The organism is Streptosporangium sp. G12 (assembly GCF_052983175.1).
In genome coordinates this window covers 40,095-59,476 of sequence record NZ_JBRIQO010000006.1, presented here as the reverse complement: position 1 = coordinate 59,476, position 19,382 = coordinate 40,095, and the positions used below count along the sequence as shown (strand labels likewise).

The 19,382-nt window shown below is 71.5% G+C and carries 16 protein-coding genes; 9 read left to right on the top strand and 7 right to left on the bottom strand.

The annotated features are described in order from the left end of the window. Positions 1-70: 70 nt before the first annotated feature. The 6 genes from ACVCAG_RS11030 to ACVCAG_RS11005 all read right to left on the bottom strand — a co-directional run bounded on the left by ACVCAG_RS11030 (position 71) and on the right by ACVCAG_RS11005 (position 6,505). Entirely contained in the window at positions 71-877 is an 807-nt protein-coding gene (locus ACVCAG_RS11030; protein ID WP_440083228.1) for a hypothetical protein, read from the bottom strand. 229 nt (positions 878-1,106) lie between these two features. Continuing rightward, positions 1,107-1,991 carry a Gfo/Idh/MocA family oxidoreductase gene (locus tag ACVCAG_RS11025; protein ID WP_440083227.1) on the bottom strand — a complete coding sequence of 295 codons (885 nt, stop codon included), beginning with the start codon at positions 1,989-1,991 and terminating at the stop codon, positions 1,107-1,109. After that, positions 1,988-3,214, bottom strand: coding sequence for an ROK family protein (locus tag ACVCAG_RS11020; protein WP_440083226.1), 1,227 nt, complete (start codon positions 3,212-3,214; stop codon positions 1,988-1,990). The genes ACVCAG_RS11025 and ACVCAG_RS11020 overlap by 4 nt, the downstream gene beginning before the upstream one ends. 21 nt (positions 3,215-3,235) lie before the next feature. Then, entirely contained in the window at positions 3,236-4,102 is an 867-nt protein-coding gene (locus ACVCAG_RS11015; protein ID WP_440083225.1) for an ABC transporter permease subunit, read from the bottom strand. After that, on the bottom strand, positions 4,099-5,112 hold the full coding sequence (locus tag ACVCAG_RS11010) for an ABC transporter permease subunit (protein ID WP_440083224.1): 1,014 nt from the start codon (positions 5,110-5,112) through the stop codon (positions 4,099-4,101). Before ACVCAG_RS11010 ends, ACVCAG_RS11015 begins: the two co-directional genes overlap by 4 nt. Positions 5,113-5,146: 34 nt before the next feature. Further along, entirely contained in the window at positions 5,147-6,505 is a 1,359-nt protein-coding gene (locus ACVCAG_RS11005; RefSeq protein ID WP_440083223.1) for an extracellular solute-binding protein, read from the bottom strand. A 189-nt stretch (positions 6,506-6,694) separates the two neighbouring features. Between ACVCAG_RS11005 and ACVCAG_RS11000 the strand changes: the two genes are divergently transcribed. The 9 genes from ACVCAG_RS11000 to ACVCAG_RS10960 all read left to right on the top strand — a co-directional run bounded on the left by ACVCAG_RS11000 (position 6,695) and on the right by ACVCAG_RS10960 (position 18,095). Next, entirely contained in the window at positions 6,695-7,741 is a 1,047-nt protein-coding gene (locus ACVCAG_RS11000; protein WP_440083222.1) for a zinc-binding dehydrogenase, read from the top strand. 14 nt (positions 7,742-7,755) lie between these two features. Then, the gene (locus ACVCAG_RS10995; protein ID WP_440083221.1) at positions 7,756-8,574 is read left to right on the top strand and encodes a TIM barrel protein; all 819 of its coding nucleotides are present in this window, start codon (positions 7,756-7,758) and stop codon (positions 8,572-8,574) included. Then, the gene (locus tag ACVCAG_RS10990) at positions 8,571-9,980 is read left to right on the top strand and encodes an MGH1-like glycoside hydrolase domain-containing protein (protein WP_440083220.1); all 1,410 of its coding nucleotides are present in this window, start codon (positions 8,571-8,573) and stop codon (positions 9,978-9,980) included. Before ACVCAG_RS10995 ends, ACVCAG_RS10990 begins: the two co-directional genes overlap by 4 nt. Beyond that, entirely contained in the window at positions 9,977-12,010 is a 2,034-nt protein-coding gene (locus ACVCAG_RS10985) for an amylo-alpha-1,6-glucosidase (RefSeq protein ID WP_440083219.1), read from the top strand. The genes ACVCAG_RS10990 and ACVCAG_RS10985 overlap by 4 nt, the downstream gene beginning before the upstream one ends. Before the next feature lie 273 nt (positions 12,011-12,283). Next, positions 12,284-12,766, top strand: coding sequence for a YdcF family protein (locus tag ACVCAG_RS10980; protein ID WP_440083218.1), 483 nt, complete (start codon positions 12,284-12,286; stop codon positions 12,764-12,766). Between the two features lie 366 nt (positions 12,767-13,132). After that, complete coding sequence (locus ACVCAG_RS10975; RefSeq protein WP_440083217.1) at positions 13,133-14,146, top strand: substrate-binding domain-containing protein; 1,014 nt, start codon at positions 13,133-13,135, stop codon at positions 14,144-14,146. Positions 14,147-14,317: 171 nt separating this feature from the next. Beyond that, positions 14,318-14,668 carry a hypothetical protein gene (locus tag ACVCAG_RS10970; RefSeq protein WP_440083216.1) on the top strand — a complete coding sequence of 117 codons (351 nt, stop codon included), beginning with the start codon at positions 14,318-14,320 and terminating at the stop codon, positions 14,666-14,668. Beyond that, a complete protein-coding gene (locus ACVCAG_RS10965) occupies positions 14,665-17,124 on the top strand; it encodes a tetratricopeptide repeat protein (RefSeq protein WP_440083215.1) in 2,460 nt (819 codons plus the stop codon). Before ACVCAG_RS10970 ends, ACVCAG_RS10965 begins: the two co-directional genes overlap by 4 nt. A 272-nt stretch (positions 17,125-17,396) precedes the next feature. Further along, positions 17,397-18,095, top strand: a complete 699-nt coding sequence (locus ACVCAG_RS10960; protein WP_440083214.1) for a neutral zinc metallopeptidase — start codon at positions 17,397-17,399, stop codon at positions 18,093-18,095. A 343-nt stretch (positions 18,096-18,438) separates the two neighbouring features. Here the strand turns inward: ACVCAG_RS10960 and ACVCAG_RS10955 are convergent, their stop codons facing one another. Next, entirely contained in the window at positions 18,439-19,332 is an 894-nt protein-coding gene (locus tag ACVCAG_RS10955; protein ID WP_440083213.1) for a tetratricopeptide repeat protein, read from the bottom strand. Between the last annotated feature and the right edge of the window lie 50 nt (positions 19,333-19,382).

The following is a 19,382-nucleotide window of genomic DNA, read 5'->3' as shown; positions in this document are numbered from 1 at the left end:
GCCTCGCCACGGCGGGCCGCTCTCCCCACGACCTGGTCCCTCTCTCCGAAGCCGCCCCGGACGTGTCGTCTCAGGAGGCGCCCGAGGTCCCGCCGAGGTGGGTGAGCGTGCTGGCCAGGTCGCGCGCCGCCTTCGGCCTGAGCGGGTCGTCGTCGGGAGTGGCCCGCAGGAACAGGCCGAAGTGTCCCGCCGCCCGCTCCAGGTCCGCGGCGCTGCCGTTGGCGAGCCCCCTGCTCCGCAGGAGCCCGCCCAGGGCGAACGTCGCCTGGTACGTGGCCGGGTCGCCCTCCGGCAGGTGAGGGAGCACGTTCTCGAGCAGGGTGACGGCCTCGCCGAGATCCGCGGGCCGCGCACCCGGGCGGGTGACGCGCGTGGCCAGCACCGTGCCCAGCCGGTAGCGCAGGTAGAGGGCCGACTCCCCGTCGTCGCACTCGCGCAGGGCCGCCCTGAGCCTGTCGACCGCCAGGTCCAGGTCGTACGGCACGCCCCGGTCGGCGTGGCGGCTCAGCAGCAGCTCGGCGAGGGCCTCGTGGTCGGCGGCGCTGAACCAGGCGCTCTCCTCGCGCAGGTCGTCCGCCTCGGAGAGCATGGTGATGGCGACGTCGCGGTCGGCGGGGTCGCCGAAGTCCTCCCACCGGACCTCGTGCACCCGTCCCACCAGGGCGAAGGACCACTGGTCGCAGTCGTGGGCGAGGAGCCAGCCCGCGTGTTCGGCCGCCTCGTCGAGATCCTCCCGGGCCGCGGCGCCCGGGGGTTCCTCGTCCGTGCACCGGCACAGGATCGCCTGGGTGAGAGCCTGGCGCCACCCGGCTTCGCGACAGGTGCCGGTCACCTCCGCCCGCAGGGCACGCAACCGCGTGACCTCATCCCCAGCCATGCCGGATCTCCCTTCCGAGCCTGTATGAAACTATATAAATAGAATCCTCTCACTCTTGTTGTCGGTAAAGAACCTGCTGGAGAAAGGAAGCCGCCGGACCACCTCCGGACATCGTTCCGGTGGCCGTGCTCGGCGGAGGACCGCGGCGGACGTGGCCGGCCCGGCGGCGGCCGGAGCGGTGACGGCCGGAGCGGTGACGGCCGGCGAAGCCGTGGGCGGCGCGGCGCGGTCAGCGCGACAGGGTCAGCGTCGCGGCGTCGATCAGTTCCTGCAGGCGCAGGCCCCGGGCCGCGTCCAGTTCACCCGGGCGGCCCGACCGCACGGCGGCGGCGAACTCGGCGCGCAGGACGGGCCAGCACTCCTCGTGGTCGATCCCTGAGGTGTCGAAGACGAGCTCCCCCTCCGGTCCGAGCAGCTCGATCCGGGTGCGCGCCCTGGGCAGCAGGACGCTGCCCGACAGGGACGCCTGGCTGACGGCGCCGTTCTCGTGCTCGCAGGTCAGCTCCACCCAGCGACGCGGATCGCCGGTCGCCCGGATGCCGGTGATGGGGCCGACCGCGGCGTCCAGCAGGTCCAGCAGGTGCGGGCCGAGGTCGAGCAGGGCTCCCTGTTCCAGCCGCCAGCCGGTGGCGAACTCCCCATCGAGGAAGGCGCCGTGCAGGTAGCACGAGCGGGCGCCGGTCGTCTCCAGTCGCGCCGCGCGGCGCAGGAACTCGCGGGTGGCGGGGTGGTAGCGCTTGGTCAGCACCATCTGCGAGACGACGCCCGCCTCGGCGACGGCCTCCGCCACCGCGCGCGCCGACGCGAGGTCGGGCCCCAGCGGCTTCTCCAGCAGCACGGCCTTGCCCGCCTTGGCCGCGCGCACGGCGAGCTCCGCCTGGACGGCGGGGGGCACGGCGAACGCGACGGCCTCGCACCGGTCGAACAGTTCCTCCGGCGTGCCGGCGACGACCGCCCCGTACGGCTCGGCGATCTCCCGGGCCGCGGGGGCGCGGCGCGCCCAGACGGCGGAGAGGCGGGTCTCCGGGCCCGCGGCCAGCATCCGGGCGTGCATGGTGCGGGCCCACGGGCCGGCGCCGATGAGGCCGACCTCGACGGGTGTGGTGGTGTTCACGATTCGACTCCGGCAGGTGAGTGGTGGTGCGGACGGGCCGGCGCCGTCAGGCGGGCGTCGGCCTGGTCGGGGGCGTACAGGTACTCCACCACCATCACGGTGGCCCCGGCGAGCGCGGCGCGGTCGCCGAGCCGGGAGGTGACGACCTGCAGGTTGCGCGTGGCCCGGGGCAGGGCGCGCTGGTAGAGCAGCTCGCGCACCCCGGTGACGAAGTGGGTCTCCGCCAGTTCTCCGGCGATCATCAGCACGCCGGGATTGAGCAGGGTGACGACGGTGACGAGCACCTCCCCGCAGCGCCGTCCTGCCTCGCGGGCCAGGCGTCCCGCGTCGGGGGAGCCCGCGTCGAGGTGGGCGCGTACGTCGGCGCCCGACTGGGCGGGCACGCCGAGGGCGGCGAGCTGCCCGGCCAGGGCGCGGCCGCTGGCGACGGCGGCCAGGCAGCCGTACGAGCCGCACATGCAGCGGGCCTCCGACTGGTCGTGCAGGCGGATGTGGCCGAGGTCGCCGGCGCCGCCGTCGATGCCGCGGAAGACCTTGCCGTCGACGACGACGCCGGCGCCGATGCCGGTGGAGACCTTGACCAGGACGAACGCGGAACAGTCGGCGAACGCGTGGCGCTGCTCGCCCAGTCCCATCAGGTTGGCGTCGTTGTCGACCAGGACCGGCACGGCGGCGTCCACCCCGGCGTGCAGAGCGAGCGAGCTCTGCATCCGCCCGGGAACCGGGTAGCCGTCCCAGCCCGGCATGATCGGCGGTCGTACGACCCGTCCCGACGAGGAGTCGACGGGCCCGGGGAGCGACAGGCCCACCCCGCAGACCGCCTCTGGAGCGGTCCCCGCCGCGGCCAGCAGGTCGACGAACCACAGGCCGATCCGGTCCAGGACGACCTCCGGGCCGTCCTCGATCGGCAGGGCCTCGGTGTGCTCGGCCAGGACGCCGCCCGCCAGGTCCATCACCGCGGCGCGGGCGTGGGTGACGTCCAGGTCGGCGGCGAGGACCACGGCGTGGCCGGTGTCGAACTCCAGCAGGTTGGAGGGGCGTCCCCCGGTCGACTGCCCGCCGGGGACGGCGCGCAGCCAACCGGCGTCGAAGAGCTGGTCGAGCCGCTGGCCGACGGTGGAGCGGGACAGGCCGGTGACGCGCTGGAGCTCGCCCCGGGTGCGCGCCTGCCCGGTGCGGATCAGTTCCAGGAGGTGGCCTGCGGTGCTCCAGGGCGTTGCCATCCGGTGTGTCTCTCCTCGGCTCTAGCTCTTGTCCGCACCGCTGGTGAGACCCTCGGTAAGGAGTCTCTCCGCGGCGTAGAAAAGAACTACCACGGGAATCGTGAGGACCACCGACCCCGCCATGAGAACCGTCTTGGGGACCTCGATGCCGTTGGCGAGTTGCTGCAGGCCCAGCGAGACCGTCCACTGGTCGGGGGCGGCGGCGAGGAAGAGCAGCGCGAAGAGGAACTCGTTCCAGGCGATCATGAAGACGTACAGGCCGGTCGCCATGAGCGAGGGCGCGGCCAGGGGCAGCACGATCTTGCGCAGGATCTGCGCCCGCGAGCAGCCGTCGAGCGCCGCGGCCTCCTCGACGCTCTTGGGGATGGTGACGAAGTAGTTCTTCAGCATGTAGATGGAGACGGGCACGGTCTGCGCGATGTAGACGATGACGAGCCCGGTCAGGCTGCCCTGCAGGCCGATCTTGGCGAACATCACGAACAGCGGGACCGCCAGCAGGGTGGACGGGAAGAGATAAACGGCGAGGAACACCGCGCTGACCTGGCGTCCGCCGAGGAACCTGAGGCGGCTGACCGCGTAGGCGCCGGGCACCGAGGCCAGCAGGGTGAGCGCCACGGTGGCGAGGGCGACGAGCGCGGAGTTGCCGAGCATCCGCAGGAAGCCCTGGCCGCCTTCCTCGACCGACTGCAGGACGTTGCGGTACGTGTCGAACGTGAGCTCCGAGAGGGTCACCCACAGCCGGCCGGGGTCGAGCAGCAGCTGGTCGATGGGCTTCACCGACAGCAGCAGCATGTAGTAGAAGGGGAAGAGCGTGATGACCGCGAGAAAGGCGATCACGACCCACCGCAGGACGGCGAAGGTCCTCTCCTCGACCTGTGCGCGGCTCATGACGCCTCCTCCTGGACCCTCTTGGCGAAGAACTTGAAGTAGATGCCGAGCAGCACGGCGAGGACGAGCGCGAGGACCAGGGCCTGCGCGGCCGCCGCCCCCACGTCGTAGCGGGCGGTGAGGAAGTCGTAGACCCGCACCGCGACGACGTCGGTGCCCGAGCCTCCCCCGGTGAGCAGGTAGACGTCGTCGAACTTGTTGAACGTCATGATGAACCGCAGCACCGACAGCAGCGCGATCACCGGCATCAGCTGGGGTAGCAGGATGTGGCGGAAGCGCTGGGTGAGCGTGGCGCCGTCCACCGTGGCGGCCTCCTCTATCCCGGCGGGCACGGCCTGCAGGCGGGCGAGCAGGAACAGGAAGGCGAACGGGAAGTACCGCCAGATCTCGAAGGCGATGACGGTGAGCAGGGCGAGCGGCAGCTCCACCTGCCAGCCGAGGAGGGAGACCTCGTGGGAGCGGGTCGCCAGGAAGGCGATCGGCTTCTCCCAGCCGAGCAGCCGGGTGCCCAGCTCGTTGACGATGCCGAACTGCGGGCTGAGGGCGATCTCCCAGACGAACGTGACGGCCACCACGGGCGCGACGTAGGGCAGCAGCATCGACCCGCGCATCAGGGCACGGCCGCGGAAGGGCCGGCGCAGGGCGAGGGCGGCGACCAGCCCGAGGGCGATCGACCCGGCGGTGCTGCCGGCGGTGTAGACCAGGGTGGTCCACAGCGAGGTCCAGAAGCCGGGCGAGGTGAAGACCTCGGCGAAGTTCTCCCAGGTCCAGTTGGACAGCAGGCCCATGCCCTGGATGTCGACCAGCCGTGCCCGCTGGAAGGCGAGCAGCACGGTCCAGGCGATGGGCAGGATGACGACGACCAGGACCACGAGCACGGTGGGCGTCACGAAGCCCAGCCCGGTCCTGTTCTCGCGCTGGGCCAGGGTGATGGTCCTGTCCCGCCGGGCCTCGGGTCGCGGGCTCGTCTCGGGGGGTCGGCGCCGCTCGGCGCCCTGTGTGGTGCTCATCGTGGGTTCCTCGGGGGGACGGGGCCGCGGGGGCTCACTGGAGGGACTTCTGCAGGGCCGTGACTTCGTCGTCGGCCTCCCTGGCGGCCTCTTCCGGGGATATCTGGCCGGAGGTCATGGCGCCGACCGCCTTCGGGATGGGAAGCTCGCCGAGTGTCGCGCCGACCAGCGCGCCCTGACCCTCGGTGAGGCCCCAGCGCCGCATGTCGCTCACGCCGGAGGCGAGCTGGTCGAGGAACTCGGCGGAGAAGACGGACTTCATCGGCTTCTTCGTGTCGACGCCGACGTCGCTGGCGCGCCAGGCCTCGCGGTATCTGTCGGGATCCTCGGCCGTGCCGTCGCGAACCGGGATCTTGCCCTCGGGGGCCATCCCGAACCAGCCCTCGTACCCGGTGCTCATCATGTACTCGACGAACTTCTCCGAGGCCGCGGTCTCGGCGGTCCGGGTGACCGCCCAGGAGGAGATCTCGCCGAACTGGGCGGGTTCGGCGGCGCCGGGGCCCTTCAGGGCCGTGACGATCCCGCTGTTGTCCGAGAGGAAGGCGGGGTCCTGGGCGCACTGCGCGCAGCTGGGCAGCGCGTCGGCGCGCAGGCCTGCCAGCTCGTCCAGCAGGAAGGTCGACCAGACGATCATCGCGGAACGGCCGGCGAAGTAGGTGGCGCGGGTCGAGTCCACGCTCTGCGTGCCCGGGGCCCCGTAGTCGGCGGCGAGCTGGTGGTAGGTGGCGAAGGCCTGCCGGCACTGGGGGCTGTCGAGGCCGACGTCGCCCCCGGGGCCGACGAGGTTGCAGCCGTTGGCGAGCGCGAGGTCCTCGAAGCTCTGCTGTGTGAAGACGTCGCTCGGGTCGGTGGCGAGTGACATGCCGCTGACCTCACCGCCGTTCAGGGTCTTCGCGGCCCGCAGCATGGTGTCGTAGGAATCGGGGACGGAGAGCCCCGCCTTGGCGAACAGGTCCTTGCGGTAGACGAGGATCTGCATCCAGGCGTCGCTGGGGACGCTGAGGCGGGTGGTCTTGTCGCCGGTCAGCGTCAGCGCGTTGCGGTTGAAGGTGCCGGCGCCGAGCCCCTCGACGATCCTGCCCGCCGCGGCGGTGTCGAGCAGGCCGTTGGTGTACATCTGCCAGACCGAGGCGAGCGGGACGCCGCCGAGGACGTCGGGGAGGGTGCCCGCGGCGGCCGCGGACATGATCAGCTGTGGCAGCTGGCCCTCGTCGATCCCGACCAGGTCCACCTGGACGCCGCTCTCCTTCTCGAAGGCCGCGACGATCTTCTTGGTCACCTCCATGCGGGGGGTGAGGTTCTCCAGGCTCCAGACCGTGATCCTGTTGTCCGGAGCGCTCTCACCCCGCGCGGCGCAACCGGACATCAGCCCGATTCCCAGCGCTACGGCCACAGCGGCCGCCAGTGCCCTCGACCTTCGAGACCGCCTGCGCATAGATCTTCCTCACTGCCGCCGTGTTACGTACGTGTTGCATCAGAGCACCACTTTTGCTTATTGACAAGACCTAAGTTTGGGATATCTTCGACACAAGTTAGCGGTATTTGTCCAACCGATATACAAAAACGATCTTCCGGAGCTCCTGTGGAACGTGTCGTCCAGTTCACCGGCCCCCGTCAGGTGGAGATCGCCACCGGCGAGTCACTCCCCCTGCCACCTGGCCATCTGCGCGTCCGGACCCTGTACTCCGGCATCTCCGCGGGCACCGAACTCACCGCCTATCGGGGGACCAACCCCTACCTGACCCGTACCTGGGACCCCGAGGCCAGGATCTTCCGCGACGCGGGGCCCGGCATCTCCTACCCGGTGGCGGGCTGGGGATACTCGGAGGTCGGCGAGGTCGTCGAGGTCTCCCCCGAACTCGCGGGCACCCCCGAGCTGCCCCGGCCCGGCGAGCTGGTGTGGGGCATCTGGGGACACCGCGGCGAGGGCCTCGTCCCCGCCGAGCGGATGATCGGCCACGTGCTGCCCACCGGGCTCGCGCCGATCGCGGGCGCCTTCGCCAGGGTCGGGGCCATCGCGTACAACGCCGTCCTCGCCGCCGACATCCATCTCGGCGAGGACGTCGCCGTCTTCGGCCAGGGTGTGATCGGCCTGCTCACCACCCGGCTGGCGGAGCTGAGCGGCGCCCGCGTCACCGCCGTCGACGCGCTCGACTCCCGGCTCGCCAAGGCGGCGGAGTACGGCGCCGCACGCACCCTGAACGCGCGCACCGACGCCGTCGCGGAGCGGATCCGCGAGGCCACCGGCGGGCTCGGCGCCGACGTCGCCATCGAGATCAGCGGCGCCCACCCGGCCCTGCACGAGGCCATCCGCTCGGTCACCGTGGGCGGACGCGTCGTCGCCTCCGGCTTCTACCAGGGAGACGGCGTGGGGCTGCGGCTCGGCGACGAGTTCCACCACAACCGCGTGCAGCTCGTGTCCTCCCAGATCGGCGGGCTCCCGCCGCAGCTCGCCGGGCGCTGGAGCGTGGACCGCCTCCAGCGGACCTTCCTGCGGCTCGTCGCCGACGGCCACGTCGACGTGAAGTCCCTGGTGAGCCATGTCGTACCGGTCGCCGACGCGGCCGAGGCATACGTCCTCCTGGATGAGCGTCCCGCCGACGCGCTCCAGGTCGTCCTGGAGTTCTGAGAGGCTGACGAACGATGCTCAAAATCGCCTGCCAGGAGCAGCTGCTTCCCGGCGAGACGCTCCAGGAGAAGTGGGAGTTCGCGCAGAACGCCGGCTACGACGCCATCGAGCTGCGCGGCAAGGGGGCCTTCCACTTCCGCGACCGGCTGCCCGAGCTGCGCAAGGCCCTCGCCGACGGCGTCGTCATGCCGACCGTGTGCGTGGACATGCTCCACTTCTTCGGCGCCTTCGACGACGACCTGCGCCGCGACGCCCTCGAGCAGATGAAGTCGCAGCTGTCCGTCATCGGCGAGCTCGGCGGGCTCGGCGCCCAGACGCCCGCCTCCTACGGCATGTTCTCGCGCCGGCTGCCGCCGTTCGAGCCGCCGCGCAGCGAGGAGCGGGACCGCGAGGTGCTGCTCGAGGGTCTCACCGAGCTGGGCGAGCACGCCCGCGGAGAGGGCGTCACGCTCTTCCTCGAGCCGCTCAACCGCTACGAGGACCACATGGTCAACCGGCTGGAGCAGGCCGCCGACCTGATCCGCGCCGTCGGCCTGGACTCGGTCCGCATCGGCATCGACAGCTACCACATGAACATCGAGGAGACCGACCCCGCGGCCGCCGTCCTCGCCGCCGCGCCCCTGGTCGGGCACGCCCAGGTCAGCGACTCCAACCGCATGCAGCCCGGAGCGGGCCACCTCGACTGGCCCGCCTGGCTGGGCGCCCTGGACGCCATCGGCTACGACGGCTACCTGGCCGTCGAGTGCAGGCTCACCGGAGACCCGGTCCAGGCCGTACGCTCGATCCCGCCCTTCCTGCGGCGCGCCTCCTTCCCGCACCGGCCGGCCGGATGACCGCCGTCCTCGAAGCGGCCGCCACCTCCGGCACCGGCCGCCGGGCCCACCTGCGCCGGGCCGCCACGCACGTCCTGCTCGGCAACTGGACCGGGACGGCGACCGTTCCCTCGCGCGCCCTGTACCCGCACCAGTGGAGCTGGGACTCGGCCTTCGTCGCCATCGGGCTGCGCCACATCGCCCCGCGCCGGGCCCAGCGCGAGCTGGAGACGCTGCTGGGCGCGCAGTGGGGCGACGGCCGGATCCCGCACATCATCTTCAACCCGTCCGTACCGCTCGGGGCCTACTTCCCCAGCCCCGACTTCTGGCGTTCCTCGGGCACGGACCGGAGGACGGGCGCGCCCTCCACCGTCGAGACCTCCGGAATCATCCAGCCGCCCGTTCACGCCCTGGCCGCCTGGCTGGTGCACCTCGCCGACCCGGCCGAGTCGCGGCGCCGCGGTTTCCTGCCGCGCGTCTACCCCCGGCTCGCCGCCTGGCACCGCTACCTGGCCACCTCCAGGGACCTGGGCGGCGGCGGGCTGGCCGCGGTGACGCACCCGTGGGAGCCGGGACTGGACAACAGCCCGAGCTGGGACGCGGCCCTGGCCAGGGTCGAGCCCGCGCCGCGGGACTCCTTCCGCCGGGCCGACCTCGACCACGGCTCCCCCGCCGACCGGCCCACCGACCTGGACTACGCGCGGTACGTGCGCCTGGCCGCGACCTACCGCGACCACGGCTACGACGACGCGCGCACCCCGCACGCCTTCGCCGTCGAGGACCCCTCCTTCAACGCCCTGCTCATCGCCTCCGAGCACGCGCTCGCCGCGATCGCCCGGGTGGTCGGCGCGGACGAGGGGACGCACCGGCGGCGGGCCGAGGCGGCGACCGGCGCCCTGCTCGACCGGCTGTGGGACCCGGCCGCCGGCGTCTTCCTCCCCCGCGACCTGGTGACGGACGAGCCCATCGCCGGGTACGGCGTGTCGGGGCTCGTCCCGCTGATCGTCCCCGGCCTGCCGGAGGACGTCGCGGCGGCCCTGGTGCGGACCGCCCGCGGACCGCGCTTCCGCCTGGGAGAGGTCCGGCTCGTGCCCAGCTACGACCTCACGGCGGAGGAGTTCGACGGCAACCGCTACTGGCGCGGTCCCAGCTGGTTCAACATGGCCTGGCTGGTCCACCGCGGCCTGGTGCGGCACGGCGACGCGAGGGCGGCGGGCCGGCTGCGCGCGCAGGTCCTGGACGCGGCCCACAGCACGGGGTTCGCCGAGTACCTGGAGCCGTACACCGGGGAGGGGCGCGGCGTCCGGCGCTTCAGCTGGACCGCCGCCCTGGCCCTGGACCTGCTCCACGCCTCCGACTCCTCCGGAAGCGTGTCCGAGGGCGACGCGCCCGGAGGCGGATCCGGCGAGGAGGGCTCCGCCCGATGAGCGCCGGCCGCCTGCTGGTCAACAGCGGCACCTTCGCCGCCGTGACCGCCCACGGGGACGTCCACGGCACCCGGGGCACCGCGACGGACGGGCTGTTCGTCAGGGACGCCCGGCACCTGAGCCGGTGGCTGCTGACCGCGGGCGGCGCGGCGCCGGTCCCGCCGAGCGCACCGGCCCTGCCGACCCTGCCGACCCCGCTGACCCTGCTGACCTCCTCCGGCGACGGCTGCGTGCTCACCCCGGCCGGCACCCGCGACCACCCTCCCGCCTACACCGTCTTCCGGCGGCAGGCGGTGGCCGAGGGCGCCCTCACCGAGCACGTCCGCCTGGTGAGCAACAGCGGCGAACCCGCCGTCGTGGAGCTCGAACTCCACGTGGACGCCGACTTCGCCGACCAGTTCGAGCTGCGCGCCGACCATCGCGCGTACGAGAAACCCGGCGCGCGCCGCACCGCGCACGACACCCCGGACGGGGTCGCCTTCCACTACCGGCGCGGCGAGAGCTGGTCCTCACGGACCACCGTCGCCGCCTCGCCGCCGCCGCACCGGATCCGCCCCGCCGACGGCGAGGGCGAGGGTACCGCCCGCGTCCTGACCTGGCGGTTCGCGCTGCCCGCCCACGGCGCGGCGGATCTGCGGCTCACCGCCCTGGCCGTCCCGCACGGTACGGGGGAACCGTCCCCACCCGGTTCCCCCGGCGCCGTGCGGGAACGGCTGGAGGCCGACACCGGCGCGTTCGCCGGCGCGCGGCCCCGCCCCCGCGACCTCACCTCCTGGGAGGAACTGGCCCGGGCCTGCGAGCAGGGGCTGGCCGACCTGGCGCGGCTGCGCGTCCCCACCTCGGGCCCCGCCGGCGAGGCGCTGCGGGTGCCCGCGGCCGGCGTCCCCTGGTTCCTCGGCCTGTTCGGCCGCGACTCCCTGCTGACCTCGCTCTTCGCCCTGCCGTACCGGCCCGCGCTGGCCGCCGACACCCTGCTCGCCCTCGCCGCCGTACAGGGGACGCGGGACGACCCCTCCCGATTGGAGCAGCCGGGCAGGATCGTGCACGAGGTGCGGCACGGCGAGCTCGCGCACTTCCGGCAGGTCCCCTATGGCCGCTACTACGGGAGCGTCGACGCCACCCCGCTCTTCCTGGTGCTGCTGGAGGCCCACGCCGCGGCCACCGGCGACCCGGCGCTGGCCCGGCGCCTCGAACCGCAGGCGCGCGCGGCGGTGGAGTGGATGTTCCGCGACGGCGGCCTCGGTGGGCACGGATACCTCCGCTACACCTCCGACGCGGCGGGCGGCGGCCTGGTCAACCAGAACTGGAAGGACTCCGCCGACGCCATCCGCTTCTCCGACGGCGCGCGGGCCGAGGGCGCCCTGGCGGTCTGCGAGGTCCAGGGGTACGCCTACGACGCCCTGGTCCGCACGGCCCGGCTCGCCCGCACGGTGTGGGGGGACCCGCGCTGGGCCGGCTTCCTGGAGGAGGCCGCCGCCGACCTGCGGGACCGGTTCCGCCGCGACTTCTGGATGCCCGAGCACGCCTTCCCCGCGCTCGCCCTGGACGGTGCGGACCGGCGGGTCGACACGCTCGCCTCGGACGCCGGGCACCTGCTGTGGTCCGGCATCCTGTCCCCGGACGAGGAGCGGGCGGTGGGCCGGCGGCTGCTGCGGCCGGACTTCTTCTCCGGCTTCGGCATCCGCACGCTCGCCGCGGGCCAGGTCCCCTACCACCCGCTCTCCTACCACCTGGGCAGCATCTGGCCGCACGACAACGCCGTCATCGTGCTCGGCCTGGCGCGCCGCGGGCTCGCCGAGGAGGCCCGGACCGTCGCCCACGGCCTGGTGCGGGCGGCGGCCGGGCACGGCTGGCGGCTGCCGGAGGTCATGGCCGGATACGGGCGCGACGAGCATCCGGACCCGGTGCCCTACCCGCACTCGTCCTCCCCCCAGGCCTGGGCGGCCGCGACACCGCTCGCCCTCCTCACCGCCCTGCGGGAGACGGGCACGGCTTCCGGGCCGCTCTCCTCCGCCGTACCGCACCGTTGACGTGCCCCCACCCTGGGGGGTGGGGGTTCCCGCCCGTGCCGCCCGGTTTCGTGCGGCACCTCGTCCGGGCACGTCACCGGGACATGCCGGGATGCGTTGCCTGTCGCGTGGCCGCTGTCTTCGCTGTTTGATGCCGGGGTGTCCTAGAGTCGCCGCATGCGACGACGGACAGGATTGGCTGTGGCCGGGGTAGTAGCCCTGGCCTGGGGGGAATGGTTGAACTGGCGCTGGTCTCGAGCCCTCGTAGGGAACAGCAGGGGCGTTTCCGAGGCCGTGGTCGTGCTGGGATACCGGAACCCTCAAGCGACGGCGAACCTCGTCAACCGCTGGCGAGTTCGTGCCGGCCTTCGCTCCATCGCCGCCGACCGCGAGCGGGACACGCGCGTGATTTTCAGCGGTGGTGCGACCGGCACCGGCGCCGCGGAGGCCCGGTTGATGGCTGACTACGCGAAGTCGGTGCTCGATTTCGAAGGCACGGTTTTCCTCGAAGACCAAAGTAGAACGACATGGGAGAACGTTACGAACGTGATCCCGCTCCTTGAGGACGTCGACCGCATCAAGATCGCCTCCCAACCGGCTCACGCGCTCAAAGCCCGCGCATACTTGCGGCGCCAGCGCCCTGATCTCGCCGACAGGCTCGTGCTCGCGGATGACTACCGTCCCGGCGAGTGGCTGATCGTCAAACCGCTGCTGGCACTGTACGGACTTTGGACGCTCCGCGGCCTCGAAGACGACGAGAGGAAGATCTCGCTCTAGCCGGCCGCTGTCGCGCCGGCGTCAGAAGCGGTGGTCGTCGAGCCTGCGCCAGCAGATGATGGCGCGGGCCGGCCGGAGGAACGCTTCGCGGATGTCGTCATCGATCTCCCGGCGGATGCGCGGGCGGCGGAACCGGTGCAACAGCGCGAAACTCTGCTCGACGGGCGTTCACCCCCCGCGTGTGGCGCTCGCGACCGCGATGCGAGCCGGTGAACATTTCTGTCGATCACAAAAATTTTTCGTCCGAGCCTCGCGGAAAACATTCAGGCGCGGATGGCGTACCACGCGAGGGCTCTGCAAGAACGAAAGAACCGTACCCCCAGGCCACCGGCCGCACTCCGAAAGGTTTCGGATATGCTGCCGAACATGCCAGGTAAGCCCCGGGTGACGATCGCCCGTATCGCCGAGGAGGCGGGCGTCTCAGCCCCCACGGTCTCCAAGGTGATCAACGGCAGGTCCGAGGTGTCGCCGGAGACCCGCAGGCGGGTCGAGCGGCTCCTGCGCGAGCACGGTTACATCCGGCGCGCGACCGGCACCGACGGCCCGGCGGGCCTGATCGACCTGATCTTCGCCGAGCTGGAGAGCCCGTGGGCGATGGAGCTCATCCGCGGGGCGGAGAAGGCCGCCGCGGAGGCCGAGGCCAGCATCGTGATCTCCGTCCTGCACACCCACGAGGGTCCCGGCCGCGACTGGCTCGACCGGCTCGCCGCCCGCCGCACCGATGGCGTGATCATCGTCGGCTCCCGGCTCTCCGCACAGCGGTACGACCGGCTCAACTCCCGCTCGATCCCCTTCGTGGTCGTCGACCCCGAGGGCGAGCCGGCTCCCGGCGTGGCCTCGGTGGGCGCGACCAACTGGCAGGGCGGCCTGACCGCCACCCGGCATCTCCTGGAGCTCGGCCACCGCAGGATCGGCATGATCGGCGGCCCGCCCGACGTGCTGTGCAGCCGCGCCCGCATCGACGGCTACCGGGCCGCGCTGGAGACGGCGGGGGTCGAGGTCGACCCCGCGCTGATCCTGCACGGTGACTTCCTCGTCGGCTCCGGCCACGACCACGGCCACACCCTGCTCTCGCTGCCCGACCGGCCCACCGCCATCTTCGCCGGCAGCGACCTGCAGGCCTTCGGCGTCTTCGAGGTGGCCAGGCAGCGCGGGCTGCGCGTCCCCGACGACCTGAGCGTCGTCGGCTTCGACGACCTGCCCCTGTCCAGGTCCGCCTGGCCGCCGCTCACCACGGTCCGCCAGCCCTTGGAGGAGATGGCCTTCCTCGCCACCCGGATGGCCCTGGGCATCTCCCGCGGCGAGTCACCCGAGCCGCGCCGGGTCGAGCTCTCCACCGACCTCGTCGTCCGCGAGAGCTCCGCTCCCCCGGCACCCTGACCCGCAGGTCAGGAGAACGAGCCTCCATCGAGACCGGAACGTCTCACGACCTGACCTTTCACGCCTGCGCCGACCGCCGACAGGTTGGAAAAAGGCTCACTGGTGGGTGACAACGGGAAATTCCTTCGCTCATCCCGCCGGGACGCCGCCGCGTGACTTCAGAATGGGTTCATGTGGGATCGAATGATCTGGCGTTTGCTGATCGCGGTCGGCATGGCCACGTTAGCGGGAGTCATCGCGTATGTGCTGTTGACGATACCCTTCGAGACTGCCCTGAAGTATGCCGACATGGTGGCGAGCGTGATTGGCGCGACGGTCGGGCTGATCACGTTCCTGGTCGCCGAGTTGCGCCACCGTCGCACGGCCCGCGCCGATTCCGCGGCTCCCACGCCCCCTGGCCTCTTCATTCAGGAGAACCGGGCGGAGAACGGCACCGTGTACGCCGTGCAGCATGGTCCGCTGAACATCTACCGACCGCTGCCCTCCGAGATGAGATCTCTCGATGATCAGGCCGGTCCATGAGTGGCGAGCGGGACGAGGCCGTCGGCTCGTACCTCCAGACCAACAAAGGGAATCAGGTCAACGCCGTCCAGCACGGCGTGTTGAATCTGTACCAGTGGAAACCGGCCTACCATATCGAGAGGTTCACGCCGGCCCCCATCGAGATGACACGGGAGCAGGTGAGAAGACGCCCTTCCGCGCTCCTGCTGGCAAGGCACGAAGTCGTCGAGTTCACCGGGCGGGTGGAGGAACTCGCGCGGCTGGCGCGATGGCGTGACGACCCTGACGAGAGTGGCACCTCCATCCTCCTGCTCCACGGATCCGGCGGGCAGGGCAAGACACGACTGGCCGCCGAATTCGCTCGAATGTCCGCCGAGCGGGAATGGGCCGTCTGGCGTGCCTCCGCACATCCCGCGGAGTTCGCCGAACAGCGTCCCGTCTCCGCTCCGGCGTCGAGCGAGGCGGGAACCCTCCTCCTGGTGGACTACGCGGAACGCTGGCCGCAGGGCGCGCTTCACGGCCTGCTCAGCGATCCTCTGCTGAGACGTCGCAGGCGGACGCGGATCCTCCTCGTCGCGAGGCCCGCCGGCGACTGGTGGCTCGATGTCAAAGCATGGCTGGACGACAAGTCGATCTCGTCCGGCCGAATGAGCCTGGAACATCTGAGCGCGAACGACGATCAGGACAACCGCAGTACGTTGTTCGAAAGGGCGCGGGACGAGTACGCACGATGGCTGGGGTTGCCGGCGGCGGAGGCCATGACGATCGATCCCCCGGACCAGCTCGCGGAGGACGAGTACGGCCTGGTGCTGAGAATTCACATGGCGGCACTCGCGCTCGTCGACGCGAGGAAACAGGGAGTCGCCGTTCCCGCCGACCAGGTTCGGATCTCCGAGTATCTGATCTCTCGCGAGCGTAGACACTGGCAGGACGTGCTGGCCGCCAACCCCGCCTGGTCGTCGAACGTCACACCGGCGATTCTGGGCCGTGCGGTCTACATCGCCATCCTCGCGGGGCCCCTACCCCACGAGATCGCCGGCACCGCGTTGAACAGGGCCGACGTCACGTTCGCGGAACATGTGCTCGCCGCCCACCAGCGCTGCTATCCCTCCTTCGAGGGGGATCTCACACTGGAGCCGATCTATCCTGACCTGCTGGCCGAGGACTTCGTCGCGCTGACGACCGTGGGCCACGAGTTCGATCATGCCCCTGACCCCTGGACGACGCACGCTCTGACGCGATTACTGAGCACAGATGATGGGGCGAAGGCGCAACCCGTGCTGGTGAGCCGGGCGATGACGGTCCTGATCGAGGCCGCCAACCGCTGGGAGCATCTCGCGGCCCGCCATCTGTGTCCGATCCTTCGGGCGAATCCCCGGATCGCCTCCCACATAGACAATGCGGCGTTGATTCGACTCACTCAGATCCCGGCCCTGGATGTCGCGACGCTGGAGGCGATCATCCCGGTTCTGACCAGCCAGAAAGGCGCCCCTGTCTACCGTGCCGTAGGTATCGCCGCCGTTGTCCGGCGCCACATGGCGTTGAAGGAAACCCGCGGAATGAGTGACGCCCAACGGGCGGAACACTCAAGACGGGTCGAGTGGTGGTTGCACGCCGCCGCACTTCACGAGGACGCGCTCGCCTTCGGCCTGGTGACCATCACCCTGTACGAGGGACTGCTGCACGACGCGTTCGAATCGGGCGACGTTCGAGCCCAGGCAAGGCATGCGGAAGACCTGGCGTGGGCCCATGTCAGCCTCGGGATCACCCTGCACCTGACCGGCGGGCATCGCGAGGCACTCGCATCCACCGTCAAGGGGATTCACCTGCACTGCCTTCTGATGCGTGCACGCAACCCGGATGTCGCGGATCTGATAACGGCGGATCTCGAGACCCTGTCCGAAGAGCTCGACATGGTCCTTGGATCGGCATCGGTGAGAGAAGTCCCTGGACCGGCATTGGACGAGGTCTTCAACAGGGGGCAGTTGGAGTTGAGCCTGGGCCGGATGCTGGCGAATCTGGCGGCGCGACAGGAACTGACGCCCTCGCAGCGTCTGGCCTGGGCGAACATCGCGGTCGAGGTGAATCGCGAGTGGTCGGAAGGCCTCCTGATCAACGGCAACCTTGAGCTGGCCGGAGCACTGCACAATCTGGCATGGGCCAGGGAAGAGACGGGAGATCTCGCGGGAGCGATCGAGTCCGTGAGGGAGGCGGTGGAGATCCGGCGCGGTCAGGCGAAGGAAGTGCTGGGAGACTACGACGCGGAGTTGGCCAGCGTGTTGCACGGGCTCGGCCGGCTCCTGTGGGAAGGACGAGGGCTCGCTCCGGGCAACGCGGCCGAGGCCGTCGAATGCCTGACCGACGCCGCCAGGTTGTACACGGCTCTGGCCTCCGCCAACCACCAGAGCTTCTCCCGCCGACTGCAGGATATCCGGGCCTTCCTGATCACCGTTCAAGCCGAACAGACGGGAGCTTGACAACCGGTCGCCCGCTGGAACATGACATGAATGGATCCCTCAGAAACGAGAACGCTTCAGCCCTGCCCGGTAACCGCTTCCGCTTCGCACCGATTTACGACGCGCCTCTAATCCCCCGAATCCAGCGACTAATTAACGCGATATTCCATACGATCTCGCGATAGCGCTTCTCTCGTATTACATTTCCCCATATGGTGACGGTGCTCTGCGAAAAAACCCTGCGATAAACCATTGCATCCGGTATGTGGCCGCCAGCGACAGGGGAGAAGCCCATGGCCGCTTCACGACGGAGAACCACTCGTCTCGCACTCGTCGCACTGCTCGTCGGCGCGCTGATCGCGGTCCCCGCCGGCACCGCGGCCGCCACGACGAGCGGGAACGCCCCGGTGGGGCCCGCCGCCGCGAGGAGCCTCGACGACATCAACGCGGACATTCGCAGTGCCCAGTACGCCATCAACCGGTTCTGGGCGACGCACTGGTCGGAGTTCTTCCCCGGCAGGTATTCGCCCCCGCGCGTTCTCGGCGCGTACGACGGCGCGTGGGGCGACGCGCCGACGTGCCAGGGATATCCCCTTCCCGATGACAACGCCCTGTACTGCTGGCCGCCCTACGACTTCGTCGCGTGGGACGTCGACCTCATGCGCATGGGATACCGGCAGGGAGACGCCTGGGTCTATCTGATCATCGCGCACGAATGGGCCCACGCCGTCCAGGCCCGCCTTCCCGAGAGGCTGCTGTCCCGGCAGCTCGAACTCCAGGCCGACTGCCTCGCCGGGGCGGCGCTCTTCGGAGCCGCCGATGACGGCGTCCTGTACTTCGAGACCGGCGACACCGCGGAGATCTCGGCGGCTCTGCGAGAGCACGCCGACGACACTCCCTGGACCGATGTGAGCGACCACGGCACCGCCGCGCAACGACTGGGCGCCTTCAACCGGGGCGCCCGCCAGGGCGTGGGCGGATGCTTCGCGTGACGAGGGCGGTCCCGGCACGCGGCCGCACCCACGATCCCGCTCGCGACCACCCTCACGAGCGCGCCCGCGACCGCCAGAGCACCCGGCCCACCGCCGGGTAGGACCCCGGCCTGGGTGATGGAGGGGTCACCCGGGCCGGGGTCACGAAACCCGTGCCCTTGACCCGCACCCGCGTCCCCGACCCGCACGCCTGCTCACGGCCCGCGTGCGGGTCTCCCCTCCCGCACGCGGGCCCCGGCCCGCGCGAGTCCCCTCCTCCCGCGCGGGACGCGGATCCCGCCCTCACCTCCGTTCCCCTCCCTACGGAAGCCGGAGTCGACCGGCCCGTACGGGAGGCGGAGGCTCAGACGCGGCTGTTTCCGGAACGTTCCATCAGGGCGGCCAGGCGGTTCGCCCGTTCGGTGTCGCCGGCGTGCAGGGAGGCGGTTCTGGCGATCTCCAGTGGCTCCATGGCCGCCGGGAGGCGCCCCGCGTCCATGAGGAGGTCCGCCCACTCCCCCGCCACGGCGGCCAGGTAGTCGTGGTCGGCGGCCTGGGCGTCCTCCGAGCGGGCCAGCCGGTGGCGGATCGTGACCGACTCGGCGTAGGCGGCGATGGCCTCCTCGCGGCGCCCGAGCGCGGCCAGCTGCCAGCCGAGGCCGTGCAGCGCGGTGGCGAAGGCCGCCGAGTAGGCGGGCGGGTTCTCCGTGGCGAGCCGCCGCCGGATCGAGACGGCTCTCGTGCCGTGGAGCACGGCGTCCTCCAGCCGCCCCAGCGACGCCGTCCGCTGGGCCAGCGTGTGCAGCGCCATCGCGAGGCTCGGCTCGTGTGCCGCCGGGCTCCGGACGGCGAGCCCCTCGTAGATGCCGACCGCCTCGCGGGCGGCGTCCAGGGCGGCCTCCGGCATGCCGATCCGGCCCAGGTCGCAGGCGAGGCCGTTCAGCGAACCCGCCAGGTGGGGCAGGTACTCGTCGGGACGCGCCTCCGCCAGCTCACGCCTGACGGCCACCGCCTCGCGCCCCACGTCGACCGCGTCGTGCCTGCGGCCCAGCCGGACGTACCGCATCACCGCGCCGGCCAGGCACAGGGCCAGGTCGGGGAGGTAGGTGTCGCGGTCGTCCCCGGCCAGCCGCCGGGTGATCTCGAGCGCCTCCTCGCTCGCGGCGAGCGCCTCCTCGTGGCGTCCGGCGGCCGCGAGCTCGCTGGAGCGACGGCTCAGCGACAGGGCCAGGCGGCGCTCGCGGTCCGGGGCCCTCACCGGCGCCTCACCCCGGCGTCCCGGCCCGCGGACCGGGACGGGATGGCGTT

Excerpts from the sequence above, each read along its gene's own strand:
- ACVCAG_RS11030 (WP_440083228.1), bottom strand. The coding sequence starts at position 877 with ATGGCTGGGGATGAGGTCACGCGGTTGCGTGCCCTGCGGGCGGAGGTG.
- ACVCAG_RS11020 (WP_440083226.1), bottom strand. The coding sequence starts at position 3,214 with ATGGCAACGCCCTGGAGCACCGCAGGCCACCTCCTGGAACTGATCCGC.
- ACVCAG_RS11015 (WP_440083225.1), bottom strand. The coding sequence starts at position 4,102 with ATGAGCCGCGCACAGGTCGAGGAGAGGACCTTCGCCGTCCTGCGGTGG.
- ACVCAG_RS11010 (WP_440083224.1), bottom strand. The coding sequence starts at position 5,112 with ATGAGCACCACACAGGGCGCCGAGCGGCGCCGACCCCCCGAGACGAGC.
- ACVCAG_RS10995 (WP_440083221.1), top strand. The coding sequence starts at position 7,756 with ATGCTCAAAATCGCCTGCCAGGAGCAGCTGCTTCCCGGCGAGACGCTC.
- ACVCAG_RS10990 (WP_440083220.1), top strand. The coding sequence starts at position 8,571 with ATGACCGCCGTCCTCGAAGCGGCCGCCACCTCCGGCACCGGCCGCCGG.
- ACVCAG_RS10985 (WP_440083219.1), top strand. The coding sequence starts at position 9,977 with ATGAGCGCCGGCCGCCTGCTGGTCAACAGCGGCACCTTCGCCGCCGTG.
- ACVCAG_RS10975 (WP_440083217.1), top strand. The coding sequence starts at position 13,133 with ATGCCAGGTAAGCCCCGGGTGACGATCGCCCGTATCGCCGAGGAGGCG.
- ACVCAG_RS10970 (WP_440083216.1), top strand. The coding sequence starts at position 14,318 with ATGTGGGATCGAATGATCTGGCGTTTGCTGATCGCGGTCGGCATGGCC.
- ACVCAG_RS10965 (WP_440083215.1), top strand. The coding sequence starts at position 14,665 with ATGAGTGGCGAGCGGGACGAGGCCGTCGGCTCGTACCTCCAGACCAAC.
- ACVCAG_RS10960 (WP_440083214.1), top strand. The coding sequence starts at position 17,397 with ATGGCCGCTTCACGACGGAGAACCACTCGTCTCGCACTCGTCGCACTG.